The following is a 19,913-nucleotide window of genomic DNA, read 5'->3' as shown; positions in this document are numbered from 1 at the left end:
AAAAAGCGCCCGCAGGCACCCCTCCGAAAATCAGATGAACTGCTTGCGCAGGCGTTGCGAGAGAATGTCGATCAGGCTGACCACAACGATGATCACCAGCAAAACGGCGCAAGTCTGAACAAACTGAAAGGCGCGGATGTTCTCCCAGAGAATCACCCCGATGCCGCCGGCCCCGACCATCCCCACCACCGTCGCCGAACGCACATTGGCCTCGAAGCGATAAAGAGCGTAGGACACCCACAGCGGCATCACTTGTGGGATCACCCCGTAGATCACTTCTTGCAAGGCACTGGCACCCGTCGCCCGAACGCCTTCGACCGGTCCCGGATCAATCGCTTCCACGGCTTCGGCGAACAGCTTGGCAAGTACCCCGGTGGTGCTGATCCACAGAGCCAGCACCCCGGCAAAGGGTCCCAGGCCGACGGCCACCACGAACAACATGGCAAACACCATTTCGTTGATCGAACGGAACGCGTCCATCACCCGGCGCAGCGGTTGGTGAATCCACCACGGCGTGATGTTTTCCGAGCAGAGAATGCCCAGCGGCACCGAGCAGACAATCGCCAGCACCGTGCCCCACAGGGCGATTTGTACGGTGACGATCATTTCCTTGAGGTACATGCGCCATTCATGGAAGTCCGGCGGGAAGAAATCCGCGGCGAAGGTCGCCATGTTTCCCGAGTCGCGGTACAGCGCCATCGGATTCATTTCGGCGCCGTGCCAGGCCCAGGCCAGCAGGACCAGGAACAGGCCCCAACCGAGGTACTGCGGCCAGGTGCGCTTACCGACAGCTTCAGCGTGCAGAGTGGTCATGAGGGTTCTCTAAATTGCGTAATGCAGAACATGTAGGAGCGAGCCTGCTCGCGATGGTCGTCAACGATGACGCGGGAAACCGGGAGAAACGCGGTGTCCTTACGTTCATCACGAGCAGGCTCGCTCCTACAGGGGTTAGCCGTTGGCTGCGGATTTTTTTTCGGCGGTTTTGTCGAGCAAGGTGATGCGCTCTTGCAGCTTGGCCAACTCGGCATCGATGTCGGCCAGTTTTTTGGCCTTGTCGGCGGCTTCCAGCTTGTCGTCGGCACTGACGGTGGTGCGTTGCTTGAACAGTTCCAGCTGACGGATCGGCAGCAACTGGTCGTCGCTGGATTTCAGGAACTTGCCCAGTTGCATGCCCTTGAGCACAGCTTTCTCTTCGTCGGTGTCGCCGTAGCTGAAGATGAAATCGCGGATCTTGGTTTTCTCGCTGTCACTCAGCGCCTTGCTCCACACCAGCGGGTCGGCCGGAATCAGCGGCGACTTCCAGATCACCTTGAGCTGTGCCGCCTTGTCAGGCTGGGTGACTTCCAGGCGGTCCCAGCTTTCGGTATTGAAGGTCGCCACATCCACTTGGCCCTTGGCCACGCTCAACGCGTTGACTTCATGGCTGGAGTTGAGGGTGCGCTTGAACGCGGTGGCGGCGTCGACGTTGTTCTTGGCAAACACGTAGTAGCCCGGCACCAGGTAGCCCGAGGTGGAGTTCGGGTCACCGTTGCCGAAGGTCAGGTTCTTGGCGTTTTTCAGCATGTCGTCGACGGAGTTGATCGGGCTGTCCTTGCGCACGATCAGCACGCTCCAGTAACCGGCGGCGCCACTGGCGGCTGCGGTCTGGGCGAAGATCTCGCCGTTGGAGCGGTCCACCGCTTCGATGGCGGCCTTATTGCCCAGCCAGGCCACATCGACCTTGTTGAAGCGCATGCCCTGGATCAGGCCGGCATAGTCAGAGGCAAACGTGGCGTTGATCTTCAGGCCGGTCTTCTTCTGCATGTCATCCAGGAACGGCTGCCAGATGCTCTTGAGGTTTTGTGAAGACTCGGTGGACATGATGCCGAAGTTGATGGCTTTTTCTTCCGCCTGGGCGGTGCCCAATACACAGCTGGCGAGTAGCGCTGCACCAGCAAAAACGCGACCGATACGGTTCAACATGGAAAGGTTTCCTGAGGGTGAACGGTTGGGGAATCCGGGGTTGATCACACGCGCGCCAACACCAGTCGAGGCGCAGTTTCGCTGTGACGGGAAGACTCGGAACACATGAGGCTGGTGTCGACGTCGGCACCGTACAAATCGTTGAGGAACTGGCCGCTCAATTGAGAACCCAGACCGTCGAAATGAATCCGGCCGGCCTTGAGCGCCACGGCTCGCGGGCAATAACGGGTGGCGTAGTCGACTTGATGCAGGGTCACCACAACCGTCTTGCCGTCGCGGCGATTGATGTCGGCGAGGATCTCCATGACCTTGCGCGCCGACTCCGGGTCGAGGGAGGCAATCGGCTCATCCGCCAGAATCACCTCGGCCCGCTGGGTCAATGCACGGGCAATCGCCACACGCTGCTGCTGGCCGCCGGACAGGGTCGAGGCCCGTTGTGCCGCCAGGTCAGCCAGGCCGACACGGTCCAGGGACTCCATGGCGAACTGCTTTTCCTCGGCATTGAACAGGCTCAAGTTGCCACGCCAGCGCGGCATGCGCCCCAGGCAGCCGAGCAGCACGTTGTCGAGCACGCTCAAACGGTTGACCAGGTTGAACTGCTGGAAGATGTAGCCAATGTCGGCGCGCAGGCGGCGCACCTTGCCATTCAAACGGCCGGATGCCTGCACCTCGCGGCCCAGCACCTTGACGCTGCCGCCGTTGTTGCGATCGCAACAGGCCAGGCCCGCGAGATGGCGCAACAATGTGGATTTGCCGGAGCCGGACGCGCCGATCAGCGCGACCATCTCACCGGCCGCGATGGTCAATTCGAGGTCGACCAGTGCGGTTTTGCGCGCAAAGGTCTTGTTCAGATGATCGACATGGATAGCTGCGTTCATGGGCTTCTCTGTCTGGTTGAACAGCCGTCCGTGGCTGTATTTGAGTTCAACAGACTTTAGGCATGGGGCATGTCAGCCCTATGACTTGCACATGTCGCTGGATGGACCATTTGATGAAGGTTTTGTGAAAGGTTGAGCTGGAGGTTTCCGCATTTGGTCCCGGTTGTACCCATTGTTGTGATCACTCACGAACCCTGTTGGAGCGGGCTTGCCCGCGATGGCTGCTTGGCAGGCGACATGGATTTTTGAGGGTGTACATATCCATTGCTGCGGTAACGGCCACTTAGGGTTCCGCTCTTACAGCGGGTTACTTGGAAGAGCCCCAAGTAACCAAGGGCTCTTGCCCCTGACGTTCGGTGCCTCGCCAAGGCTCGGCATACCCTCGCTCCGGTCCTGCTCCGTGGGCCCGCCGCCATCGGCCATCCATGGCCGGCGGCGGCTAACCCGGCATCCATGCCGGGTTGCCCACTACGCAGAACCTCCACTCGGCCTCTCGAGGGGGCAAGAAGATCAAGATCAAGATCAAAAGCCAAAGCGAGGCGGCCTACCGGCCGGCCTGATCGCGGGGTTCGTTCGCCTGTGATGCAACTGGTCGGCTGGCAGGCCGCCATCGCGAGCAAGCTCGCTCCCACAGAACAGCAAAAGCAGAGCAGCCCACACCACCCCGTCGCTTCTCACCACTCATCAGGCCGAGCGTTAGCTCGCCTGCAGCTCTTGATCTTGATCCACCCGCCCCCTCGGAAGGCTGAGTGGAGGCGTTCATCCGGGGGGTAGGCGCGCAGCGCCGTTCGGCGCAGCCGAACACATCGAGAGGAGGTCGAGCGAAGCCGACCGGAGGCGATGCCCCCGGATGAATGCCGGAGCGAAGGAACCCCGAGCCTTAGCGAGGGGCCGTACGTTCGGGGCGAGCGTTTTTTGGGTTACTTTTTTTAGGCGCTTGTAAAAAAAGTGACTCGCCGTAAGGGCGAAACCATAAGCCGCCGTTACCAAAAAACGGATATGTACACAGTCAACAAAAGACAGGCCGGCTATCAGGCCGCCTTCGCGAGCAGGCTCGCTCCCACAGGGTTCAGCAATGCCCCGGCAATCACATTTCAGCAGGCACAAAAAAGGCAACCCGAAGGTCGCCTCTTTGCGTTACTGCCCGAATTGCCGCCCCAGGCCACCCGGCACACCGTGAATGTCAGTATCCTCCCACGGCCCGTTCGGACCGATCGACCGGCTCCAGCCGTTATCCCAGCGGTAATAGGTACGCTGGCGATAAAAGGTATTGGGCTGATCATCAAGCACATACACCCCAAGCTTCGGATCCCAATGGCTATTCCCCCCTGGTGGTGGCGCGAAGCTCGCAGAGGTGCGTGGCAACGGCTTGGAGGGTTTCACCGGAATGGTCGGCTTGCTCGGTACAGGCGACGTCGAAGGCATGGGACTGGGCTGCGACGGCGGGAACGGTGGTGGTGCCTGATGTTCCGTTGGTTGCTGGACCGCACAAGCGCTTAACCCCATAACGACGCTGAGCAGGGTGATACGAGCGAATGCGGTCATGATTGCGTTTTCCTGTTATTTATCCGGGCTGTCGATGGTCAGTGTTTGCGGCGCGGTGGTGCTGCTGGCCAGGGGCTGGCTGCGACCGATCCATTCGCCGGCGGTCGGTTTGCCGGCACGGGAAATGCGCGCAACCAGTTGGACTTCAGGGAAGTTCGACAGTTTCAATTGCGGCATCATTGCGTCGGCATCACCCAGTTCGACAGTCACCGGCAGGTCGGCCACAGTCATGCGCTTGACCGCCAGCGGGGCTGGAGGACCGGAGATCGCACGGGCGAAGATGAACACGCTGTCGCCAGGCTGGACCTTGGCTTTGAGGTCCGCTGCCAGATCGACGCTGACCTTGAGCAACGCCGCGGTCTTGGCCGCCGGTGCTTGCGCAACCTTGCCGCCACTGGCCACCAGCTTCTCCGTGGCCCGGGTAATTCCGCCTTGCAGTGCCTCGCGGGACTTGTCTTCCGGCGGCAATTGCGCCAACAGGCGATTCCAGTAATCGATGGCGTCCTGATAACGCTCGCTTTCGAACGCGGCAATGCCGAGCAGTCCGAGACTGGTGACTTCTTTCGGATCGGCCTTGAGCGCTTCGTCGGTCAGGGCCTGGACCTTGTCCGACCACTTCTTGCCATCGGCGAAGTACTGGGCCTGGGCCCATTGACCGAGCAGCTCGGGCTGACGACCGGCCAAGTTCACGGTTCGTTCGAACATCTTCGCCGCGTCCGCCGGGCGATCCTGAGCCATGTAGGTGCGACCGAGGAAGTACATGCCTTCAGCGGATTCCGGCTGAGCGGCGACCGCGCGCTCCAGGCGTTTGGTCATTTCTTCCATCGACTGCGGTGCCTGCGCGAACTCGCGGGTCAGCTCAACCTTGTCGCTGGCACCGTAATGCATGTACAGCCCCAGGCCCAGCACCGGCACCAGAATGGCCGCCAGCAACGGCAAGGGTTTGCCCAGACGCGACACCCGCGGCGCTTCAGCGCCTTCGGTGTCCGCCAGCAATTCACGAGCGGCTTCGGCGCGACCGGCGTCCATTTGCGCCGCGTCGAGCACGCCCTCTTCCTGCTGAGTCTGCAACTCAGCCACGCGCTCCTGATACAGCGCGACGTTCAGGGCGGTGCGATCCTCTTCGCGCTGGGCGCGACGGCTGCGCAGCACCGGGATCAACAGAAAACTCAGGGCAACCAGAAGCAGCAGACCTGCAGCGAGCCAGAAATCAATCATTCTTGGTTTTATCCAACAGGTGGTCGAGGCGCGAGCGCTCCTCGGCAGAAAGCGAGTCCGGGGTGCCGGCGCGTTGCACGCGACGACGGCGGACGATCACCGCGATGATCACGACACCGCCCAGCAGCAGGCCGGCGGGGCCGAACCAGAGCAAGGCGGTCTTGGCGTTCAGCGCAGGCTTGTAGCGGACGAAATCACCGTAGCGATCGACCATGAAGTCGATGATCTGCTGGTTGTCCTTGCCCTCGCCGAGCATGCGGAAAATCTCTTTGCGCAGGTCGGCGGCAATCGGTGCGTTGGAATCGGCGATGTCCTGATTCTGGCACTTGGGGCAACGCAGCTCTTTGGTCAACTCGCGGAAACGCTCGCGATCACCTTCCTTGGCGAACTCGTAGGTGTCGATGGCCGCGTGGGCCACGCCCGCCAGGCTCAAGCCCAGGACAACGGCAGCGATCCAGCGCTTCATGGCTTGGCCTCGTCGACCAGCGCCTGGTACTTGGCCGCCAGTTTTTCGCGCCAGACCTGCTCGTCGATCACGCCGACAAACTTGTCGCGGATGATGCCCTTGGCGTCGATGAAGAAGGTTTCCGGCGCGCCGTACACGCCGAGGTTCAGGCCCAGCGAGCCTTCGTCGTCACGGATGTCCAATACATACGGATTGTGGAAGTCCGTCAGCCACTTCAAGGCATCGGCGTTGGTGTCCTTGTAGTTGATGCCGTAGATCACCACGCCCTGCTGGGCCAGTTTGTTCAGCACCGGGTGCTCGACCCGGCAGGAAATGCACCAGGTGCCCCAGACGTTGACCAGCGCCGGTTTGCCCAGAATGTCAGCGCGGGTCAGGGTCTTGTCGCCCTGCACCGTTGGCAGGGAAAACTCCGGGAACGGCTTGTTGATCATGGCCGAAGGCAGCTCGGCCGGATCCAGGTACAACCCTCGGTAAAGGAATACAGCGACCACCAGAAAAATCGCCAGTGGCAACAACATCAACCAACGCTTCATGCAGTGGCTCCCGACATGCCCAGTGCTTCGCGCACGCGGCTTTTGACCTTGACCCGATAACGCCGATCCAGCGCCGCCAGCAACCCGCCGAAGCCGGTCAGCAAACCACCGAACCAGATCCAGCGCACGAATGGTTTGACGTGCACGCGCACAGCCCAGGCACCGTTACCCAAGGGTTCACCGAGGGCGACATAGAGGTCGCGGGTGAAACCGGCGTCGATGCCCGCTTCGGTCATTACCGAGTTCTGCACGGTGTACAGGCGTTTTTCCGGGTGCAGTACACTGACTTCCTTGCCATCGCGGATCACCCGCACGGTGCCCTTGTCGGAGGTGAAGTTCGGGCCTTCGAAATGCTTGGCGCCTTCGAAGACGAACTGATAGCCGCCCAGGTCCATGGATTCGCCCGGCGCCAGGCGCAGGTCGCGCTCGGCACTGTTCTGGCTCGACAGCACGACACCCAGCGCACACACGGCAATACCCAGGTGCGCGACCTGCATGCCCCAGTAGCTGCGGGTCAGGGTTGGCAGGCCTTTGATCAGGCCCTTGTGGCGAGTCTTGTCGAAGATGTCACGCACACCGGCCAGCAACACCCAGGCGGCGAGCATGAAGGTCGCGAGCACTGCCCAGTTGAAATCGCCGTACGCGACGCCGGCCACCACGGCCATGGCGGCGCTTCCGAGCAATATCGGAGTCAGCATGCTCACCAGCCATTTCACCGGGGTGTCTTTCCAGCGCACGATCACGCCGACCGCCATCACCATCATCAGCAACGCCATCAACGGAATGAACAGCGCGTTGAAGTACGGCGGGCCGACCGACAGCTTGGCGCCGGTCATGGCGTCCAGAATCAGCGGGTACAAGGTGCCGAGCAGGATCATCGAAGCCGCCACCACCAGCACCAGGTTGTTGCCCAGCAACAGGGTTTCTCGGGACCAGAGGTTGAAGCCGACCTGGCTCTTGACCACCGGTGCGCGCAGGGCGAACAGCGTCAGCGAACCACCGACCACGAACAGCAGGAAAATCAGGATGAACACCCCGCGCTCCGGATCGGACGCAAAGGCGTGCACCGAGGTCAGCACGCCGGAACGCACGAGGAAAGTACCCAACAGGCTCAGCGAAAACGCAGCGATGGCCAGCAACACGGTCCAGCTCTTGAACACGCCACGTTTTTCCGTGACCGCCAACGAGTGAATCAGTGCGGTGCCCACCAGCCACGGCATGAACGAGGCGTTTTCCACCGGGTCCCAGAACCACCAGCCGCCCCAGCCGAGTTCGTAGTACGCCCACCACGAACCGAGGGTGATGCCGATGCCGAGGAACGCCCAGGCCACGATGGTCCACGGACGCGACCAGCGCGCCCACGCGGCATCCAGGCGACCGCCCATCAGCGCGGCGATGGCGAAGGCGAAGGCCACCGAGAAACCGACGTAGCCCATGTACAGCATCGGCGGGTGAACGATCAGGCCGATGTCTTGCAGCAAGGGGTTGAGGTCGGCACCGTCGCTGGGCACTTGCGGCAGGATGCGCTTGAACGGGTTGGAGGTTATGATCAGGAACAGCAGGAAACCGGTGCTGATCATGCCCATCACTGCCAGCACGCGGGCCAGCATGACCTGCGGCAACTGCCGGGAAAACACCGACACCGCGAAGGTCCAGCCGCCGAGAATCAAGGCCCACAACAGCAGGGAACCTTCGTGGGCACCCCATACGGCGCTGAACTTGTAGTACCACGGCAAGGCGCTGTTGGAGTTGTTGGCCACATAGGCCACGGAGAAATCGTCGACCATGAAGGCGTAGGTCAGGCAACCGAAGGCAAACACCAGAAAGGTGAATTGCCCCCAGGCGGCCGGCTGGGCCAGGCTCATCCACAGGCGGTCACCGCGCCAGGCACCGAACAGCGGCACCACGGCCTGGGCCAGGGCAAAGCACAGGGCCAGGATCATCGCCAGATGACCCAACTCGGGAATAAAGATGCCGGACGTCATGGATCAACCCTCCTTCGCGGGTGTTGGAGCCGATTGACCGCTGTCTTTCAACGCCTTGGTCACTTCCGGCGGCATGTACTTCTCGTCGTGCTTGGCCAGCACTTCATCGGCCACCACCACGCCATCGGCATTGAGCTTGCCCAGGGCGACGATGCCCTGCCCTTCGCGGAACAGGTCCGGCAGGATGCCGCGATAAGTGATGGTCACGGATTTATTAAAGTCGGTGACGACGAATTTCACATCCAGGGAATCACTGGAACGCTCCAGCGAGCCCTTCTCGACCATGCCGCCGGCGCGAATGCGCGTGTCTTGTGGGGCTTCACCGTTGGCGATCTGCGTCGGTGTGTAAAACAGGTTGATGTTCTGCTGCAGGGCGCTCAGGGCCAGGCCGACGGCAGCGCCGACCCCGACCAGGATCGCGAGAATAATGATAAGACGCTTTTTGCGCAGCGGATTCACTTGCCGTTCTCCCGGCGCAAACGACGCGCCTCTTGTTGCAGATACCGCTTGCGGGCCAGGATCGGCGCCGCCACGTTGAGGGCCAATACCGTCAGGCAGATGCCATAGGCCGACCAGACATACAGGCCATGATGGCCCATGGCGATGAAGTCGCCGAATGAAGCAAAACTCATCGAGCGACCTCCAGACTGTTTTCCACTTCGGCTTTGACCCAACTGGCCCGGGCTTCGCGCTTGAGCACTTCAAGACGCATGCGCAGCAGCAGGACGGCGCCGAAGAAACAGTAGAAACCCAACGCCGTCAGCAGCAGTGGCAGCCACATCTCGGCGGGCATCGCCGGTTTTTCGGTGAGGGTGAAGGTCGCGCCCTGGTGCAGGGTGTTCCACCACTCCACCGAGTACTTGATGATCGGGATGTTGATCACGCCGACGATCGCCAGCACCGCACAGGCCTTGGCCGCGCTGTCACGATTGCTGATCGCGTTGCCCAATGCAATGAGACCGAAGTACAGGAAAAGCAGGATAAGCATGGACGTTAGGCGTGCATCCCAGACCCACCACGAGCCCCAGGTCGGCTTGCCCCAGATCGCCCCGGTGACCAGCGCCACGGCGGTCATCCAGGCGCCGATGGGCGCTGCGCATTGCAGGGCGACATCGGCCAGTTTCATCTTCCACACAAGGCCGACGATGCCGCACACGGCCAGCATCACGTAGATGGACTGGGCCAGCATGGCGGCCGGGACGTGGATATAGATGATGCGGAAGCTGTTGCCCTGCTGGTAGTCCGGCGGCGCAAAGGCCAGGCCCCAGACCACGCCAACGCTGATCAACAGCAACGCCGCGACGCTCAGCCAGGGCAGCAGTTTGCCGCTGATGCCGTAAAACCATTTGGGCGAGCCAAGCTTGTGAAACCACGTCCAGTTCATACTGTTTCCATCACGGTTGCTCTTTACTGTGAAGAGCCAGGGCCTTTACTGGTTATTTTTTAACCAGACCTCATTATTCGCCGACGCTGATCTTCAGGCCAGCAGCTATTGCAAAAGGTGTCAGGGTTATCGCCAGGGCGGTCAGGCTACCAAGCCACAACAGATAACCGGTCGCCGGCATCCCCTGCAAGGCAGCCTGCAAGGCGCCACTGCCAAGGATCAACACCGGGATGTACAACGGCAGAATCAGTAGCGCTAGCAAAAGGCCGCCACGCTTCAAGCCCACCGTCAGCGCCGCGCCCACCGCACCGAGCAGGCTCAGTACCGGTGTACCGAGCAGCAACGAAAGCAGCAACACTGGCAGACAGGCGGCAGGCAAACCGAGCATCAGCGCCAGCAAGGGCGCGAGCAAAACCAGTGCCAGGCCGGAAAAAGCCCAGTGTGCCAGCACCTTGGCCAAAACCAGAAGAGCCAGGGGGTGCGGCGAAAGGACCCACTGTTCGAGGGATCCATCCTCGAAATCACTGCGGAAAAGCCCGTCCAGCGAGAGCAGGACCGATAAAAGTGCCGCGACCCAGACCAGCCCCGGAGACAAGGTTTGCAACAATTGAGACTCAGGACCGACGGCCAACGGGAACAGGGAAACGACGATGGCGAAGAACACCAGCGGATTGGCCAGTTCCGCCGGGCGGCGGAACAGCAGACGAGCCTCGCGGGCGACCAGCAGGCCGAAAACACTCATACGGCCCAGCTCCCCAGATCGATGTCGCGATAACCGGCCGGCATCCGGCTCAGCGTGTGATGAGTGGTCAACACCACCATGCCGCCGCGTTCGCAGTGGCCGGCCAGATGAGATTCAAGCTGTGCCACGCCCTGCTTGTCGAGGGCGGTAAAGGGTTCATCGAGGATCCACAGCGGCGGGCTGTCCAGATACAGACGCGCCAGCGCGACGCGGCGCTGTTGACCGGCAGACAGGGTGTGGCAAGGCACATCCTCGAATCCGCGCAGCCCGACCGCGTCCAGCGCCTGCCAGATCGCCTCATGGGTCGCCGGATGATGCAAGGCGCACAGCCAGCTCAGATTCTCTTCCGGCGTCAGCAAATCCTTGATCCCGGCCGCGTGGCCGATCCACAGCAGGTTGCGCGCCAGTTCGCCGCGTTGTGCATTCAGTGGCTGGCCGTTGAGCAGCACCTGACCGGCGGTCGGCTGCATCAGCCCCGAGAGCAGGCGCAACAGGCTGGTCTTGCCGCTGCCGTTGGGGCCGCTGATTTGTACCATTTCGCCACTGGCCAGTCGCAATTCGAGATTTTCGAAGAGCAGCCGAAGGTCTCGCTCACAGGCAAGGGCAACGGTTTGCAGGACAGGACTGGTCAAGGGTTCACGGGCCTTATACGGTTCAAGTCGGCTCTGGCGCGGCCGTTAAAGAGATGCAGCATAGATGCAATGACGTCTTGTTCTAGAGAGCTGCGTCAAACAATTGCAAAGTTTTCGCCATTTTTGGATACAACGGCGCGGCATTATACATGCCAGACCTTACTCTAAAGAGTGCATTTTCCTCAGGTTGTGACCGCGTATGACAGGCGAAATGAACATCCTCCCGCTACCGCAAACCCTCCCGGCGACTTCGCACCCGCCGGTGGTCAGTGGTGAGTTGCTCAAGTTGCTGACGCCGGTGGAGGGGCTGATCAGCGTCGGTCAAACCGCCCAGGCCGAAGTACTGTCGCTCAAGCAGGCGGATCAGACTTTCCAGATGCTGCTCAAGGTCACCCTCGACAGCGGCCGCCAGACCACGGTCCAGACTACCAGTAATCAACCGCTGGCCCAGGGCACCACGCTGGTCGTCAGCCAACCCTCGGCCGGCAACCTGGCCGTGACGGTGCAACAGGCCATTGCCTCCAACATCACCACCCTCACCCGCCTCGATACCTCGCAACTGCCCGTTGGCACCCTGCTGCAAGGCAAAGTGCTGACCTCGCAAGTGCTGCCCCAGGTACCCGGCCAGCCCATGATCTTTCGCTCGATGGTGGGCCTGCTCAATACCGCACTGAGCGGCAGCACCCTGAACATCGACAGCCCACAGCCCTTGCGCATCGGCACCTTATTGAGCGCGCAGGTGCAAGACGCCCAGACCGTGAAATTCGTGCCACTGAGCAGCCGACAGGAGCAACTGGCGGTGACCCGGCAACTGGTCGACCAGCAAAGCCGCCAGGGCTCGCTGGACGGCTTGCTCAAGCTCCTGCAGAACCTTGCGCCCTCGGACCAGACATCCGTTGAATTGCGCAGCGCCGCTGCCCGGTTGCTCGCCGGCTTGCCGGATGTTCAACAGTTGAGCACCCCCAAGGGCCTGGCCCAGGCCCTGGCCAGCAGCGGTGTGTTTCTCGAAAGCAAACTGCTGACCGGGCAAAACCCGACGCTCGCGCCGGACATGAAAGGTGACCTGCTGAAACTGGTTGCGCAGTTGAGTCAGGGCTTGCCGGCCAACACCAGCCTCGGCGCGATCATCGCCGCCAACACCCTGGCCCAAGCCATGCCGAACTTTGTCCGCAACGCCCTGGGCATGCTCGGCCAGGTCAGCGCCAAGCCGTCGCCGAGCGGTTTCCCGCTGCCCGAACGCCTGTTGCAAAGCACCGAGGGTGAAAACGACCTCGAACACCTGCTGCGCCTGGCCGCCGCCGCGGTTTCACGCCTGCAAAGCCATCAACTGTCGAGTCTGGAACAAACCGGCCTAACCGCCGACGGACGGCTGATGAGCACCTGGCAGCTGGAAATCCCGATGCGCAATATGCAGGACATCGTGCCCTTGCAGGTCAAGTTCCAGCGTGAAGATTCACCCGAAAAAGAACAGCCGAAGGAACGTCGCGAAGAACGCGAACCCAAGCAACAGCTGTGGCGCGTCGAACTGGCCTTCGCCATGGAGCCATTGGGGCCGCTGCAAATTCAGGCGCAACTGATCAAGGGCAGCCTCGGCAGCCAGCTCTGGGCAGAGCGGCCTTACACCGCCAGCCTGATCGAAAGCAACCTGAGCGGGCTGCGTGACCGCTTGCTGTCCGCCGGCCTGAACGTCGGCGACCTCGATTGCCACCTCGGCACACCGCCCCAAGGCCCGCAAACCCGCCTCGAACAACGCTGGGTCGACGAAACCGCATGAAAAATCCCAACGCCCCACGCCAGGCCATTGCCCTCAAATACGACGGCAGCCACGCCCCCACCCTCACCGCCAAGGGCGACGAAGCCCTGGCGAAAGAAATCCTGCGGATTGCCCGCGACTGCGAAGTGCCGATCTACGAAAACGCCGAACTGGTGAGGCTGCTGACGAAGATGGAGCTGGGGGACAGCATTCCGCAGGAGCTCTATCGGACGATTGCCGAGATCATTGCGTTTGCGTGGAATCTGAAGGGGAAATTTCCGGCGGGGCAGGATCCGGATGCGCTGATGGTCGAGAAGGACATCACCGAGCGCGGGGATGATTATTGAGCTTACGAACCCGTTATGTAGGAGCCGGTTTGCCGGCGAATGCGAACTTGAATATTGCACCGATCATTTAGCCGCCTTCGCTGGCAAGCCAGCTCCTACGAAACGCAATAGCTTGAAACTGCGACCAACAATCAAACCATTGATGAGCCCTGCCCCCAGCGCCGCCGCTGCAACCGTCGACATTTCATTGGCCAGTTCCGGGTACATGGCCGCCTGGTAACCTTCGTAATAACGCCAGGCAAAAAAGCCCCAATACACAATCAGTACCTTGAACGTACCGGGTAGAACCAGATGTTGCCCCTCGCACTGCACATTGTTGTACGAGAAAAAACGCAGTGCCAGCAACCACCCCGCCAGCAATCCCAATGCATAGACTGAAAGCTGGATTGCAATTTCCTGGGAGGGATTGAGCGATGCGAGGGACAAAGCCACGAATATCACGGGTGATATCTGCAATGACCTTTTCGATACGTGGCTCCTGAAACAGGCGATGACGCCGTAGTAACTCAGAATAAAAAACACCGCATAAACCCACAGCGGTGTACCACGCAAAATGTCGATCATAAGCCTTCCTGGCACTGTGTATGTTTGAGCAGATCAAACTACTGATCGCTGGTTGCGATCACAAGACGGTGGGATCTGAGAATGTTATAGGCAGGAGACTACGACAGCGTAATCCCTGTCTGAGGATAGAGAGGAATGAGTCGGATCGCGGGGAAGATTGCTGCGCATTCGAGGACGCCTTCGCGAGCAAGCCCGCTCCCACATTTGGTCTTCTGTGAACACAAATTTTGTGTACGACATTGATCCAGTGTGGGAGCGGGTTTGCTCCGGGCGGCGTTCCGACGAAAGCGATTTCAGCCGGATAGCAACACTCAGTTCTTGTGAAGCTTACTCATCAACTCCGCCTCAGCCTGGGTCAAGCCGCAGGACTGGGTCAGTTCGTTGACGCTGGCGCCCATTCCGACTAACCGCGCTGCCTGGGCAAACGACAGGCTTGAAGGATCACGCTGTTCCAGCTGGGTGAGTTTGTCCGGCAACGGCGCAACGATCGCCCGCAGCTCGTGCAGGTCTTCGCCCATGCGCACATTGCCGTTCTGGTAGTCGTCGACGCGCTTGGCCAGGTCCTTGATGCGCTGATCACGCAGCGCATCACCCTTGGCCTGTTGCGCGGCGATGTGCTTTTGACCGCGAATGTACGCCAGGAACATCGCCAGCGTGCCTGCCCAAAACAGGAACAGGACAATGACCGCAACCTCGAGAATCAATCAGATACTCTCCAGTTCCGACCATTCTTCTTCGCTCATCATCTTGTCGAGTTCGACCAGGATGAGCAGTTCGTTGTTCTTGTTGCACACGCCTTGAATGAACTTGGCGGACTCTTCGTTACCCACGTTCGGCGCGGTTTCGATTTCCGACTGACGCAGGTAAACCACTTCGGCCACGCTGTCGACCATGATCCCGACAACCTGCTTGTCGGCTTCGATGATGACGATACGGGTGTTGTCGCTGATCTCGGCATTCATCAGGCCGAAGCGCTGGCGGGTGTCGATCACGGTGACGACGTTGCCGCGCAGGTTGATGATGCCCAGCACGTAGCTCGGGGCACCCGGGACCGGGGCGATTTCGGTGTAACGCAGGACTTCCTGGACGCGCATCACGTTGATGCCGTAGGTCTCGTTGTCCAGCTTGAAGGTGACCCATTGCAGGATCGGATCTTCGGAACCTTTTGCCGCCGTTGCCTTGTCATTCATACCCTGACCCCTCAAGAAACCGCCCTGGCGGTGTGTGTTCCGTGCAACGCCATCAGAGTGACGTCGCCTGTTTTGTTTATTTGACTGATGTCGGTTTTTGGCCCGGCTTGACGCCAGACATGTGCTTGGCTCCGCCGCTGGCGATCAACTCGGCCAACGAGGCGACATCGAGCAAGGCGCACATGTGTTCAATCACCGTGCCGGCGAGCCATGGCCGCTGACCTCGGTGACTTCTCCATTTGATTTCATTCGGGTCCAGGCGCAACGAACGGCTGACCTGATGCACCGCCAGCCCCCACTCGTAGCCCTGCACCGAAATCACGTATTGCAGGCCCTGCTTGAAATCGTCGCGGTAACGGTCGGGCATGACCCAACGCGCGGTATCGAGCACCTTGAGGTTGCCGGCCTGGCTCGGCAGAATGCCCAGGAACCACTCCGGCTGGCCGAACAGCGGCGTCAGCTCGTGACCGGCCAGTGAGTAAATCGAGCCCAGGCACACCAGCGGCACCGCCAGGGTCAAACCGGCGACATCGAACAACAGGCATTCGAAGGGTTCGGCAGCCCAGGACGGACGACCGTCGGTTTCCACCGGTGGCGGCGTATTGCTCGGCGGCAAATGAACTTCAACGACGGGCGGCACCAGCGCCTGAGGCGCCTCGATAACCGTAGTCTCCAGCGCTTCAGCTTCCTCAATCGGAACCACCAGGGCTTGCAACAGTGGCGCAAGAGTCGATACCGGCGCCAGAACGGGTTCCTGCGCTTCGACCACGGCTACGGGAGCCTTTGCCAAAGGCGCGACCACCGGAGCGGCAGCCACTGCGGTTTTCTGTGAATCCCGGGCCTGTTCTTCGAGCACCGCAGCCTGAAATTCATCCAGTACGCCTTGCTCTTCGACGACTTTCACCACTTCGACAAGCGCCTCAATCTCCGGGGCCATGTCCTCGGTTGCGTCTTGCAGCAAGTTGTCCAGATACGACTGCAACGCCAGTTGCGGGCGCGATGTCGTCTTCATCGGCCGATTCATTGGCACACCTGCGCGGGCGCTACGGGAATTGGGCTCATGTCACGCCACCTGCGCAACAAGTTGCGCCGCCAGCAGATGCTTGAGCAACGCGCGATAAGCGAGAACGCCTCGGCTCTTACCGTCGAATTGCGAAGGTGTCAGACCGGCGCGGCTGGCATCGCGCAGGCGTGTGTCCACCGGGATGTAGCCCTGCCAGATTTCCTCTGGAAACTTGTCGCGCAGCACGCGCAACGTTCCGAGGGACGCTTGGGTGCGGCGGTCAAACAGGGTTGGCACGATGGTGAAGGGCAACGCCTGTTTGCGCGAGCGGTTGATCATCGCCAGGGTGTTGACCATGCGCTCCAGGCCCTTGACCGCCAGGTGTTCGGTCTGCACCGGGATCACCAGTTGCTGGCTCGCCGCCAAGGCATTGACCATCAGCACGCCGAGCAAGGGCGGGCTGTCGATCACGGCGTAATCGAAGTCCTGCCACAGTTGCGCCAGGCTCTTGGCAATCACCAGGCCCAAACCACTCTGCCCCGGCGACTGGCGCTCAAGGGTGGCCAGCGCGGTGCTGGAGGGCAACAGGGAGATGCGTTCGTCACTGGTCGACAGCAGCAGTTGACCCGGCAGGCCTTGGGGCACGCTGCCCTTGTGCAAGAACAAGTCGTAGCTGCTGTGCTCCAGGGCGTCGGGATCGTAGCCGAAGTAACTGGTCATCGAGCCGTGGGGGTCGAGATCGACCACGACCACGCGCTTGCCCGCCTCCGCCAGTAAACCGGCTAAAGCGATGGAGGAAGTCGTTTTACCGACACCACCCTTTTGATTGGCGACTGCCCAGACTCTCATTCGGATTGTTCCTCCCGGCCGAATGGATCGACCGAGAAATAGCTCAACGTGTTAATGCGGGTGACGGAGAATTGACGGCGCTCTCTCGTACCGGCGACTTGACCGGGGTCGGTGCAGTTTGTGTGCCAGCACGCTTCAATGCGGCATCCGGTTGCGCATGGGCGGTTCCGGTGCCGGTCAGGCTGCGGCGAACATCGAGGTTGCGCGACACCACCAGCACCACGCGACGGTTGCGTGCGCGGCCTTCAGCGGTAGCGTTGTTGGCCACCGGCTGAAACTCGCCATAGCCCACCGAAGCCAGGCGACCGGGGTTCACCCCTTGCATCGCCAGCATGCGCACGATGCTGGCCGAGCGGGCCGAAGACAGCTCCCAGTTGGTCGGATAGTGCGCGGTGCGGATCGGCTGATCGTCGGTGAAACCTTCGACATGAATCGGGTTGTCGAACGGCTTCAGGATCGCCGCAACCTTGTCGATGATGTTGAACGCGATGTCGCTGGGCATGGCGTCGCCGCTGCCGAACAACAGGCTGGAATTGAGCTCGATCTCGACCCACAACTCATTGCCGCGCACGGTCATCTGGTTGGAGCTGATCAGGTCACCGAACGCCGCACTGATGTCGTCGGCGATGCTTTTGAGGGGATCGCTGGCGCCGGCGACACCGGCATCGACCTGGTCACTGTCCTTGACCAGCGGCTTGGCCGGGGTCACGGTCTTTGGCCTCTCGTCACCGATGGGGATCGGCTTGAGCGAACGATCGGAATCGGTGAAGACCCCGATCAGCGCTTCGGAAATGACCTTGTACTTGCCTTCGTTGATCGAAGAGATCGAGTACATCACCACGAAAAAGGCGAACAGCAAGGTGATGAAGTCGGCATAGGAAACCAGCCAACGTTCATGGTTTACATGCTCTTCTTGCTGGCGACGACGGGCCATGAGTTTTTTCCCTTAATCCATGAAGCCCTGGAGCTTCAACTCAATGGAGCGAGGGTTTTCACCTTCGGCGATCGACAGCAGCCCTTCCAGCAGCATTTCGCGATAACGCGACTGGCGCAACGCAATGGATTTGAGTTTGGCGGCAATCGGCAGCAGCACCAGGTTGGCACTGGCCACGCCGTAGATGGTGGCGACGAAGGCCACGGCGATGCCGTTACCCAGTTGCGACGGATCACCCAGGTTGCCCATGACGTGAATCAGGCCCATCACCGCACCGATGATGCCTATGGTCGGCGCGTAACCGCCCATGCTTTCGAAGACCTTCGAAGCTTCGACATCGCGGCTTTCCTGGGTGTAGAAGTCCACTTCGAGAATGCTGCGAATCGCTTCCGGCTCGGCGCCGTCGACCAGCAGTTGCAGGCCTTTGCGTGCGTAGTTGTCGGGTTCGGCGTCGGCGATACCTTCAAGGCCCAGCAGGCCTTCCTTGCGTGCGGTCAGGCTCCAGTTCACCACGCGATCGATGCCACCGGCCAGGTCGACACGGGGCGGGAACAGGATCCAGGCGAGGATCTGCATGGCGCGCTTGAAGGCGCTCATCGGCGATTGCAGTAGCGCGGCGCCAATGGTGCCACCGAGCACGATCAGCGCTGCCGGGCCGTTGGCCAGGGCGCCGAGATGACCGCCTTCGAGGTAGTTGCCGCCGATGATGGCGACGAAGGCCATGATGATGCCGATCAGGCTTAGAACATCCATCAGATACAGGCCTCGACCAGGTGCTTGCCAATGTCGTCGAGGCTATACACCGCGTCGGCGAGCTCGGCTTTGACGATGGCCATCGGCATGCCGTAGATCACGCAACTGGCTTCGTCCTGTGCCCAGATCGAACTGCCGCCCTGCTTGAGCAGGCGCGCGCCTTCACGGCCGTCGGCGCCCATGCCGGTCAGGACCACCGCCAGAACCTTGTCGCCGTAGGACTTGGCTGCCGAACCGAACGTGATGTCCACGCATGGCTTGTAATTCAGACGTTCGTCACCCGGGAGGATTTTCACCGCACCGCGGCCGTCGATCATCATTTGCTTGCCACCCGGCGCCAGCAGCGCCAGGCCCGGACGCAGGATGTCGCCATCCTCGGCTTCCTTGACGCTGATGCGGCACAGCTTGTCCAGGCGCTCGGCGAAGGCCTTGGTGAAGGCGGCCGGCATGTGTTGAACCAGCACGAGCGGGGCCGGGAAGTTGGCCGGCAATTGGGTCAACACCCGCTGCAGGGCAACCGGGCCGCCGGTGGACGTACCAATGGCCACCAGTTTGTAGGCTTTGCGTTTCGGCGCGGGCGACGGCGCGGTGGCCGCATGCGTACGCACAGGGATCGGTGCCGGTGCCGGACGCACGGGCGCGCTGCTGCCGTAACTGCCGACACTCGAAGGCGCAGGTGTTGGAGCGGGTGCGGCCACAGGGGCCGGAGCGCTGTAGGCACTGACACGACGATTGCTGCGCGCAATGCTCAGGATCTTCTCGCACAGCAGTTGCTTGACCTTCTCGGGGTTGCGCGAGATGTCTTCGAAATTCTTCGGCAGGAAGTCCACCGCGCCGGCATCCAGCGCATCGAGGGTGACCCGGGCGCCTTCGTGGGTCAGCGAGGAGAACATCAGGACCGGGGTCGGGCAGCGTTGCATGATGTGCCGCACGGCGGTGATGCCGTCCATCATCGGCATCTCGTAGTCCATGGTGATCACGTCGGGCTTGAGGGCCAGTGCCTGATCGATCGCCTCTTTGCCGTTGGTCGCCGTGCCGACGACCTGGATATTGGAATCCGCTGAAAGAATTTCCGAGACGCGGCGGCGGAAAAACCCCGAATCGTCCACCACCAGGACTTTGACTGCCATAAACACTCCATTAGATGGAGCGAGGCCAGGCGCCCCGCTCCACCA

23 protein-coding genes are annotated in these 19,913 nt (G+C 61.1%); 2 read left to right on the top strand and 21 right to left on the bottom strand.

The annotated features are described in order from the left end of the window. Positions 1 to 30: 30 nt before the first annotated feature. From phnE to ccmA, 13 genes are all read right to left on the bottom strand, one after another. Positions 31 to 813, bottom strand: coding sequence for a phosphonate ABC transporter, permease protein PhnE (gene phnE, locus KGA85_RS20270; protein WP_223533561.1), 783 nt, complete (start codon positions 811 to 813; stop codon positions 31 to 33). 135 nt (positions 814 to 948) lie between these two features. Continuing rightward, positions 949 to 1,962: a phosphonate ABC transporter substrate-binding protein gene (phnD, locus tag KGA85_RS20265; RefSeq protein ID WP_223453485.1), complete on the bottom strand. Its 1,014-nt coding sequence runs from the start codon at positions 1,960 to 1,962 to the stop codon at positions 949 to 951. Positions 1,963 to 2,006: 44 nt separating this feature from the next. Next, positions 2,007 to 2,840, bottom strand: coding sequence for a phosphonate ABC transporter ATP-binding protein (gene phnC / locus KGA85_RS20260; protein WP_223453483.1), 834 nt, complete (start codon positions 2,838 to 2,840; stop codon positions 2,007 to 2,009). 1,137 nt (positions 2,841 to 3,977) lie between these two features. Continuing rightward, complete coding sequence (locus tag KGA85_RS20255) at positions 3,978 to 4,385, bottom strand: hypothetical protein (protein ID WP_223533562.1); 408 nt, start codon at positions 4,383 to 4,385, stop codon at positions 3,978 to 3,980. 15 nt (positions 4,386 to 4,400) lie between these two features. After that, a complete protein-coding gene (gene ccmI, locus KGA85_RS20250; RefSeq protein WP_223533563.1) occupies positions 4,401 to 5,603 on the bottom strand; it encodes a c-type cytochrome biogenesis protein CcmI in 1,203 nt (400 codons plus the stop codon). Then, entirely contained in the window at positions 5,596 to 6,069 is a 474-nt protein-coding gene (locus KGA85_RS20245; RefSeq protein ID WP_223460005.1) for a cytochrome c-type biogenesis protein, read from the bottom strand. Before KGA85_RS20245 ends, ccmI begins: the two co-directional genes overlap by 8 nt. Beyond that, positions 6,066 to 6,602, bottom strand: a complete 537-nt coding sequence (locus KGA85_RS20240; protein ID WP_223460007.1) for a DsbE family thiol:disulfide interchange protein — start codon at positions 6,600 to 6,602, stop codon at positions 6,066 to 6,068. Before KGA85_RS20240 ends, KGA85_RS20245 begins: the two co-directional genes overlap by 4 nt. Next, a complete protein-coding gene (locus KGA85_RS20235) occupies positions 6,599 to 8,587 on the bottom strand; it encodes a heme lyase CcmF/NrfE family subunit (RefSeq protein ID WP_223543336.1) in 1,989 nt (662 codons plus the stop codon). Before KGA85_RS20235 ends, KGA85_RS20240 begins: the two co-directional genes overlap by 4 nt. 3 nt (positions 8,588 to 8,590) lie before the next feature. Then, the gene (gene ccmE / locus KGA85_RS20230; protein ID WP_046037679.1) at positions 8,591 to 9,046 is read right to left on the bottom strand and encodes a cytochrome c maturation protein CcmE; all 456 of its coding nucleotides are present in this window, start codon (positions 9,044 to 9,046) and stop codon (positions 8,591 to 8,593) included. Further along, on the bottom strand, positions 9,043 to 9,219 hold the full coding sequence (gene ccmD / locus KGA85_RS20225) for a heme exporter protein CcmD (protein WP_007983322.1): 177 nt from the start codon (positions 9,217 to 9,219) through the stop codon (positions 9,043 to 9,045). Before ccmD ends, ccmE begins: the two co-directional genes overlap by 4 nt. Next, positions 9,216 to 9,971, bottom strand: coding sequence for a heme ABC transporter permease (locus KGA85_RS20220; protein ID WP_046037680.1), 756 nt, complete (start codon positions 9,969 to 9,971; stop codon positions 9,216 to 9,218). The genes ccmD and KGA85_RS20220 overlap by 4 nt, the downstream gene beginning before the upstream one ends. Positions 9,972 to 10,044: 73 nt before the next feature. After that, positions 10,045 to 10,713 (bottom strand): heme exporter protein CcmB, encoded by a 669-nt coding sequence (gene ccmB / locus KGA85_RS20215; RefSeq protein WP_007980754.1) that lies wholly within the window; start codon positions 10,711 to 10,713, stop codon positions 10,045 to 10,047. Next, positions 10,710 to 11,345 (bottom strand): cytochrome c biogenesis heme-transporting ATPase CcmA, encoded by a 636-nt coding sequence (ccmA, locus tag KGA85_RS20210; protein WP_223460010.1) that lies wholly within the window; start codon positions 11,343 to 11,345, stop codon positions 10,710 to 10,712. The genes ccmB and ccmA overlap by 4 nt, the downstream gene beginning before the upstream one ends. A 199-nt stretch (positions 11,346 to 11,544) precedes the next feature. On the opposite strand from ccmA, the gene KGA85_RS20205 reads away from it, so the two are divergent. Both KGA85_RS20205 and KGA85_RS20200 read left to right on the top strand, forming a co-directional pair. Then, positions 11,545 to 13,119 (top strand): flagellar hook-length control protein FliK, encoded by a 1,575-nt coding sequence (locus tag KGA85_RS20205; protein ID WP_223460011.1) that lies wholly within the window; start codon positions 11,545 to 11,547, stop codon positions 13,117 to 13,119. Next, positions 13,116 to 13,445, top strand: a complete 330-nt coding sequence (locus tag KGA85_RS20200; protein ID WP_223460013.1) for an EscU/YscU/HrcU family type III secretion system export apparatus switch protein — start codon at positions 13,116 to 13,118, stop codon at positions 13,443 to 13,445. Before KGA85_RS20205 ends, KGA85_RS20200 begins: the two co-directional genes overlap by 4 nt. Positions 13,446 to 13,508: 63 nt before the next feature. On the opposite strand, the gene KGA85_RS20195 is transcribed toward KGA85_RS20200, so the two are convergent. From KGA85_RS20195 to KGA85_RS20160, 8 genes are all read right to left on the bottom strand, one after another. Further along, complete coding sequence (locus KGA85_RS20195) at positions 13,509 to 14,009, bottom strand: DUF6622 family protein (protein WP_223460015.1); 501 nt, start codon at positions 14,007 to 14,009, stop codon at positions 13,509 to 13,511. A 311-nt stretch (positions 14,010 to 14,320) separates the two neighbouring features. After that, the gene (locus KGA85_RS20190) at positions 14,321 to 14,713 is read right to left on the bottom strand and encodes a DUF2802 domain-containing protein (RefSeq protein WP_223460016.1); all 393 of its coding nucleotides are present in this window, start codon (positions 14,711 to 14,713) and stop codon (positions 14,321 to 14,323) included. After that, on the bottom strand, positions 14,714 to 15,199 hold the full coding sequence (locus tag KGA85_RS20185) for a chemotaxis protein CheW (protein ID WP_007980742.1): 486 nt from the start codon (positions 15,197 to 15,199) through the stop codon (positions 14,714 to 14,716). A gap of 76 nt (positions 15,200 to 15,275) precedes the next feature. Beyond that, positions 15,276 to 16,223: a CheW domain-containing protein gene (locus KGA85_RS20180; protein ID WP_223460018.1), complete on the bottom strand. Its 948-nt coding sequence runs from the start codon at positions 16,221 to 16,223 to the stop codon at positions 15,276 to 15,278. 39 nt (positions 16,224 to 16,262) lie between these two features. Then, the gene (locus KGA85_RS20175; RefSeq protein WP_046037687.1) at positions 16,263 to 17,051 is read right to left on the bottom strand and encodes a ParA family protein; all 789 of its coding nucleotides are present in this window, start codon (positions 17,049 to 17,051) and stop codon (positions 16,263 to 16,265) included. Positions 17,052 to 17,094: 43 nt separating this feature from the next. Next, positions 17,095 to 17,985: a flagellar motor protein MotD gene (gene motD / locus KGA85_RS20170; RefSeq protein ID WP_223460020.1), complete on the bottom strand. Its 891-nt coding sequence runs from the start codon at positions 17,983 to 17,985 to the stop codon at positions 17,095 to 17,097. Positions 17,986 to 17,997: 12 nt separating this feature from the next. Next, the gene (locus KGA85_RS20165; RefSeq protein ID WP_150724481.1) at positions 17,998 to 18,738 is read right to left on the bottom strand and encodes a flagellar motor protein; all 741 of its coding nucleotides are present in this window, start codon (positions 18,736 to 18,738) and stop codon (positions 17,998 to 18,000) included. Then, positions 18,738 to 19,868 carry a chemotaxis response regulator protein-glutamate methylesterase gene (locus KGA85_RS20160; protein ID WP_223460022.1) on the bottom strand — a complete coding sequence of 377 codons (1,131 nt, stop codon included), beginning with the start codon at positions 19,866 to 19,868 and terminating at the stop codon, positions 18,738 to 18,740. Before KGA85_RS20160 ends, KGA85_RS20165 begins: the two co-directional genes overlap by 1 nt. Between the last annotated feature and the right edge of the window lie 45 nt (positions 19,869 to 19,913).

This window comes from Pseudomonas sp. GL-B-12 (assembly GCF_019955895.1).
GTDB lineage: Bacteria > Pseudomonadota > Gammaproteobacteria > Pseudomonadales > Pseudomonadaceae > Aquipseudomonas.
This window is presented reverse-complemented; position numbering and strand designations above follow the sequence as displayed.

What these genes read in the sequence shown, in the direction of transcription:
- phnE (WP_223533561.1), bottom strand. Translation starts at nt 813, where the DNA reads ATGACCACTCTGCACGCTGAAGCTGTCGGTAAGCGCACCTGGCCGCAG.
- phnD (WP_223453485.1), bottom strand. Translation starts at nt 1,962, where the DNA reads ATGTTGAACCGTATCGGTCGCGTTTTTGCTGGTGCAGCGCTACTCGCC.
- phnC (WP_223453483.1), bottom strand. Translation starts at nt 2,840, where the DNA reads ATGAACGCAGCTATCCATGTCGATCATCTGAACAAGACCTTTGCGCGC.
- KGA85_RS20255 (WP_223533562.1), bottom strand. Translation starts at nt 4,385, where the DNA reads ATGACCGCATTCGCTCGTATCACCCTGCTCAGCGTCGTTATGGGGTTA.
- ccmI (WP_223533563.1), bottom strand. Translation starts at nt 5,603, where the DNA reads ATGATTGATTTCTGGCTCGCTGCAGGTCTGCTGCTTCTGGTTGCCCTG.
- KGA85_RS20245 (WP_223460005.1), bottom strand. Translation starts at nt 6,069, where the DNA reads ATGAAGCGCTGGATCGCTGCCGTTGTCCTGGGCTTGAGCCTGGCGGGC.
- KGA85_RS20240 (WP_223460007.1), bottom strand. Translation starts at nt 6,602, where the DNA reads ATGAAGCGTTGGTTGATGTTGTTGCCACTGGCGATTTTTCTGGTGGTC.
- KGA85_RS20235 (WP_223543336.1), bottom strand. Translation starts at nt 8,587, where the DNA reads ATGACGTCCGGCATCTTTATTCCCGAGTTGGGTCATCTGGCGATGATC.
- ccmD (WP_007983322.1), bottom strand. Translation starts at nt 9,219, where the DNA reads ATGAGTTTTGCTTCATTCGGCGACTTCATCGCCATGGGCCATCATGGC.
- KGA85_RS20220 (WP_046037680.1), bottom strand. Translation starts at nt 9,971, where the DNA reads ATGAACTGGACGTGGTTTCACAAGCTTGGCTCGCCCAAATGGTTTTAC.
- ccmB (WP_007980754.1), bottom strand. Translation starts at nt 10,713, where the DNA reads ATGAGTGTTTTCGGCCTGCTGGTCGCCCGCGAGGCTCGTCTGCTGTTC.
- KGA85_RS20205 (WP_223460011.1), top strand. Translation starts at nt 11,545, where the DNA reads ATGACAGGCGAAATGAACATCCTCCCGCTACCGCAAACCCTCCCGGCG.
- KGA85_RS20200 (WP_223460013.1), top strand. Translation starts at nt 13,116, where the DNA reads ATGAAAAATCCCAACGCCCCACGCCAGGCCATTGCCCTCAAATACGAC.
- KGA85_RS20195 (WP_223460015.1), bottom strand. Translation starts at nt 14,009, where the DNA reads ATGATCGACATTTTGCGTGGTACACCGCTGTGGGTTTATGCGGTGTTT.
- KGA85_RS20185 (WP_007980742.1), bottom strand. Translation starts at nt 15,199, where the DNA reads ATGAATGACAAGGCAACGGCGGCAAAAGGTTCCGAAGATCCGATCCTG.
- KGA85_RS20180 (WP_223460018.1), bottom strand. Translation starts at nt 16,223, where the DNA reads ATGAATCGGCCGATGAAGACGACATCGCGCCCGCAACTGGCGTTGCAG.
- KGA85_RS20175 (WP_046037687.1), bottom strand. Translation starts at nt 17,051, where the DNA reads ATGAGAGTCTGGGCAGTCGCCAATCAAAAGGGTGGTGTCGGTAAAACG.
- motD (WP_223460020.1), bottom strand. Translation starts at nt 17,985, where the DNA reads ATGGCCCGTCGTCGCCAGCAAGAAGAGCATGTAAACCATGAACGTTGG.
- KGA85_RS20165 (WP_150724481.1), bottom strand. Translation starts at nt 18,738, where the DNA reads ATGGATGTTCTAAGCCTGATCGGCATCATCATGGCCTTCGTCGCCATC.
- KGA85_RS20160 (WP_223460022.1), bottom strand. Translation starts at nt 19,868, where the DNA reads ATGGCAGTCAAAGTCCTGGTGGTGGACGATTCGGGGTTTTTCCGCCGC.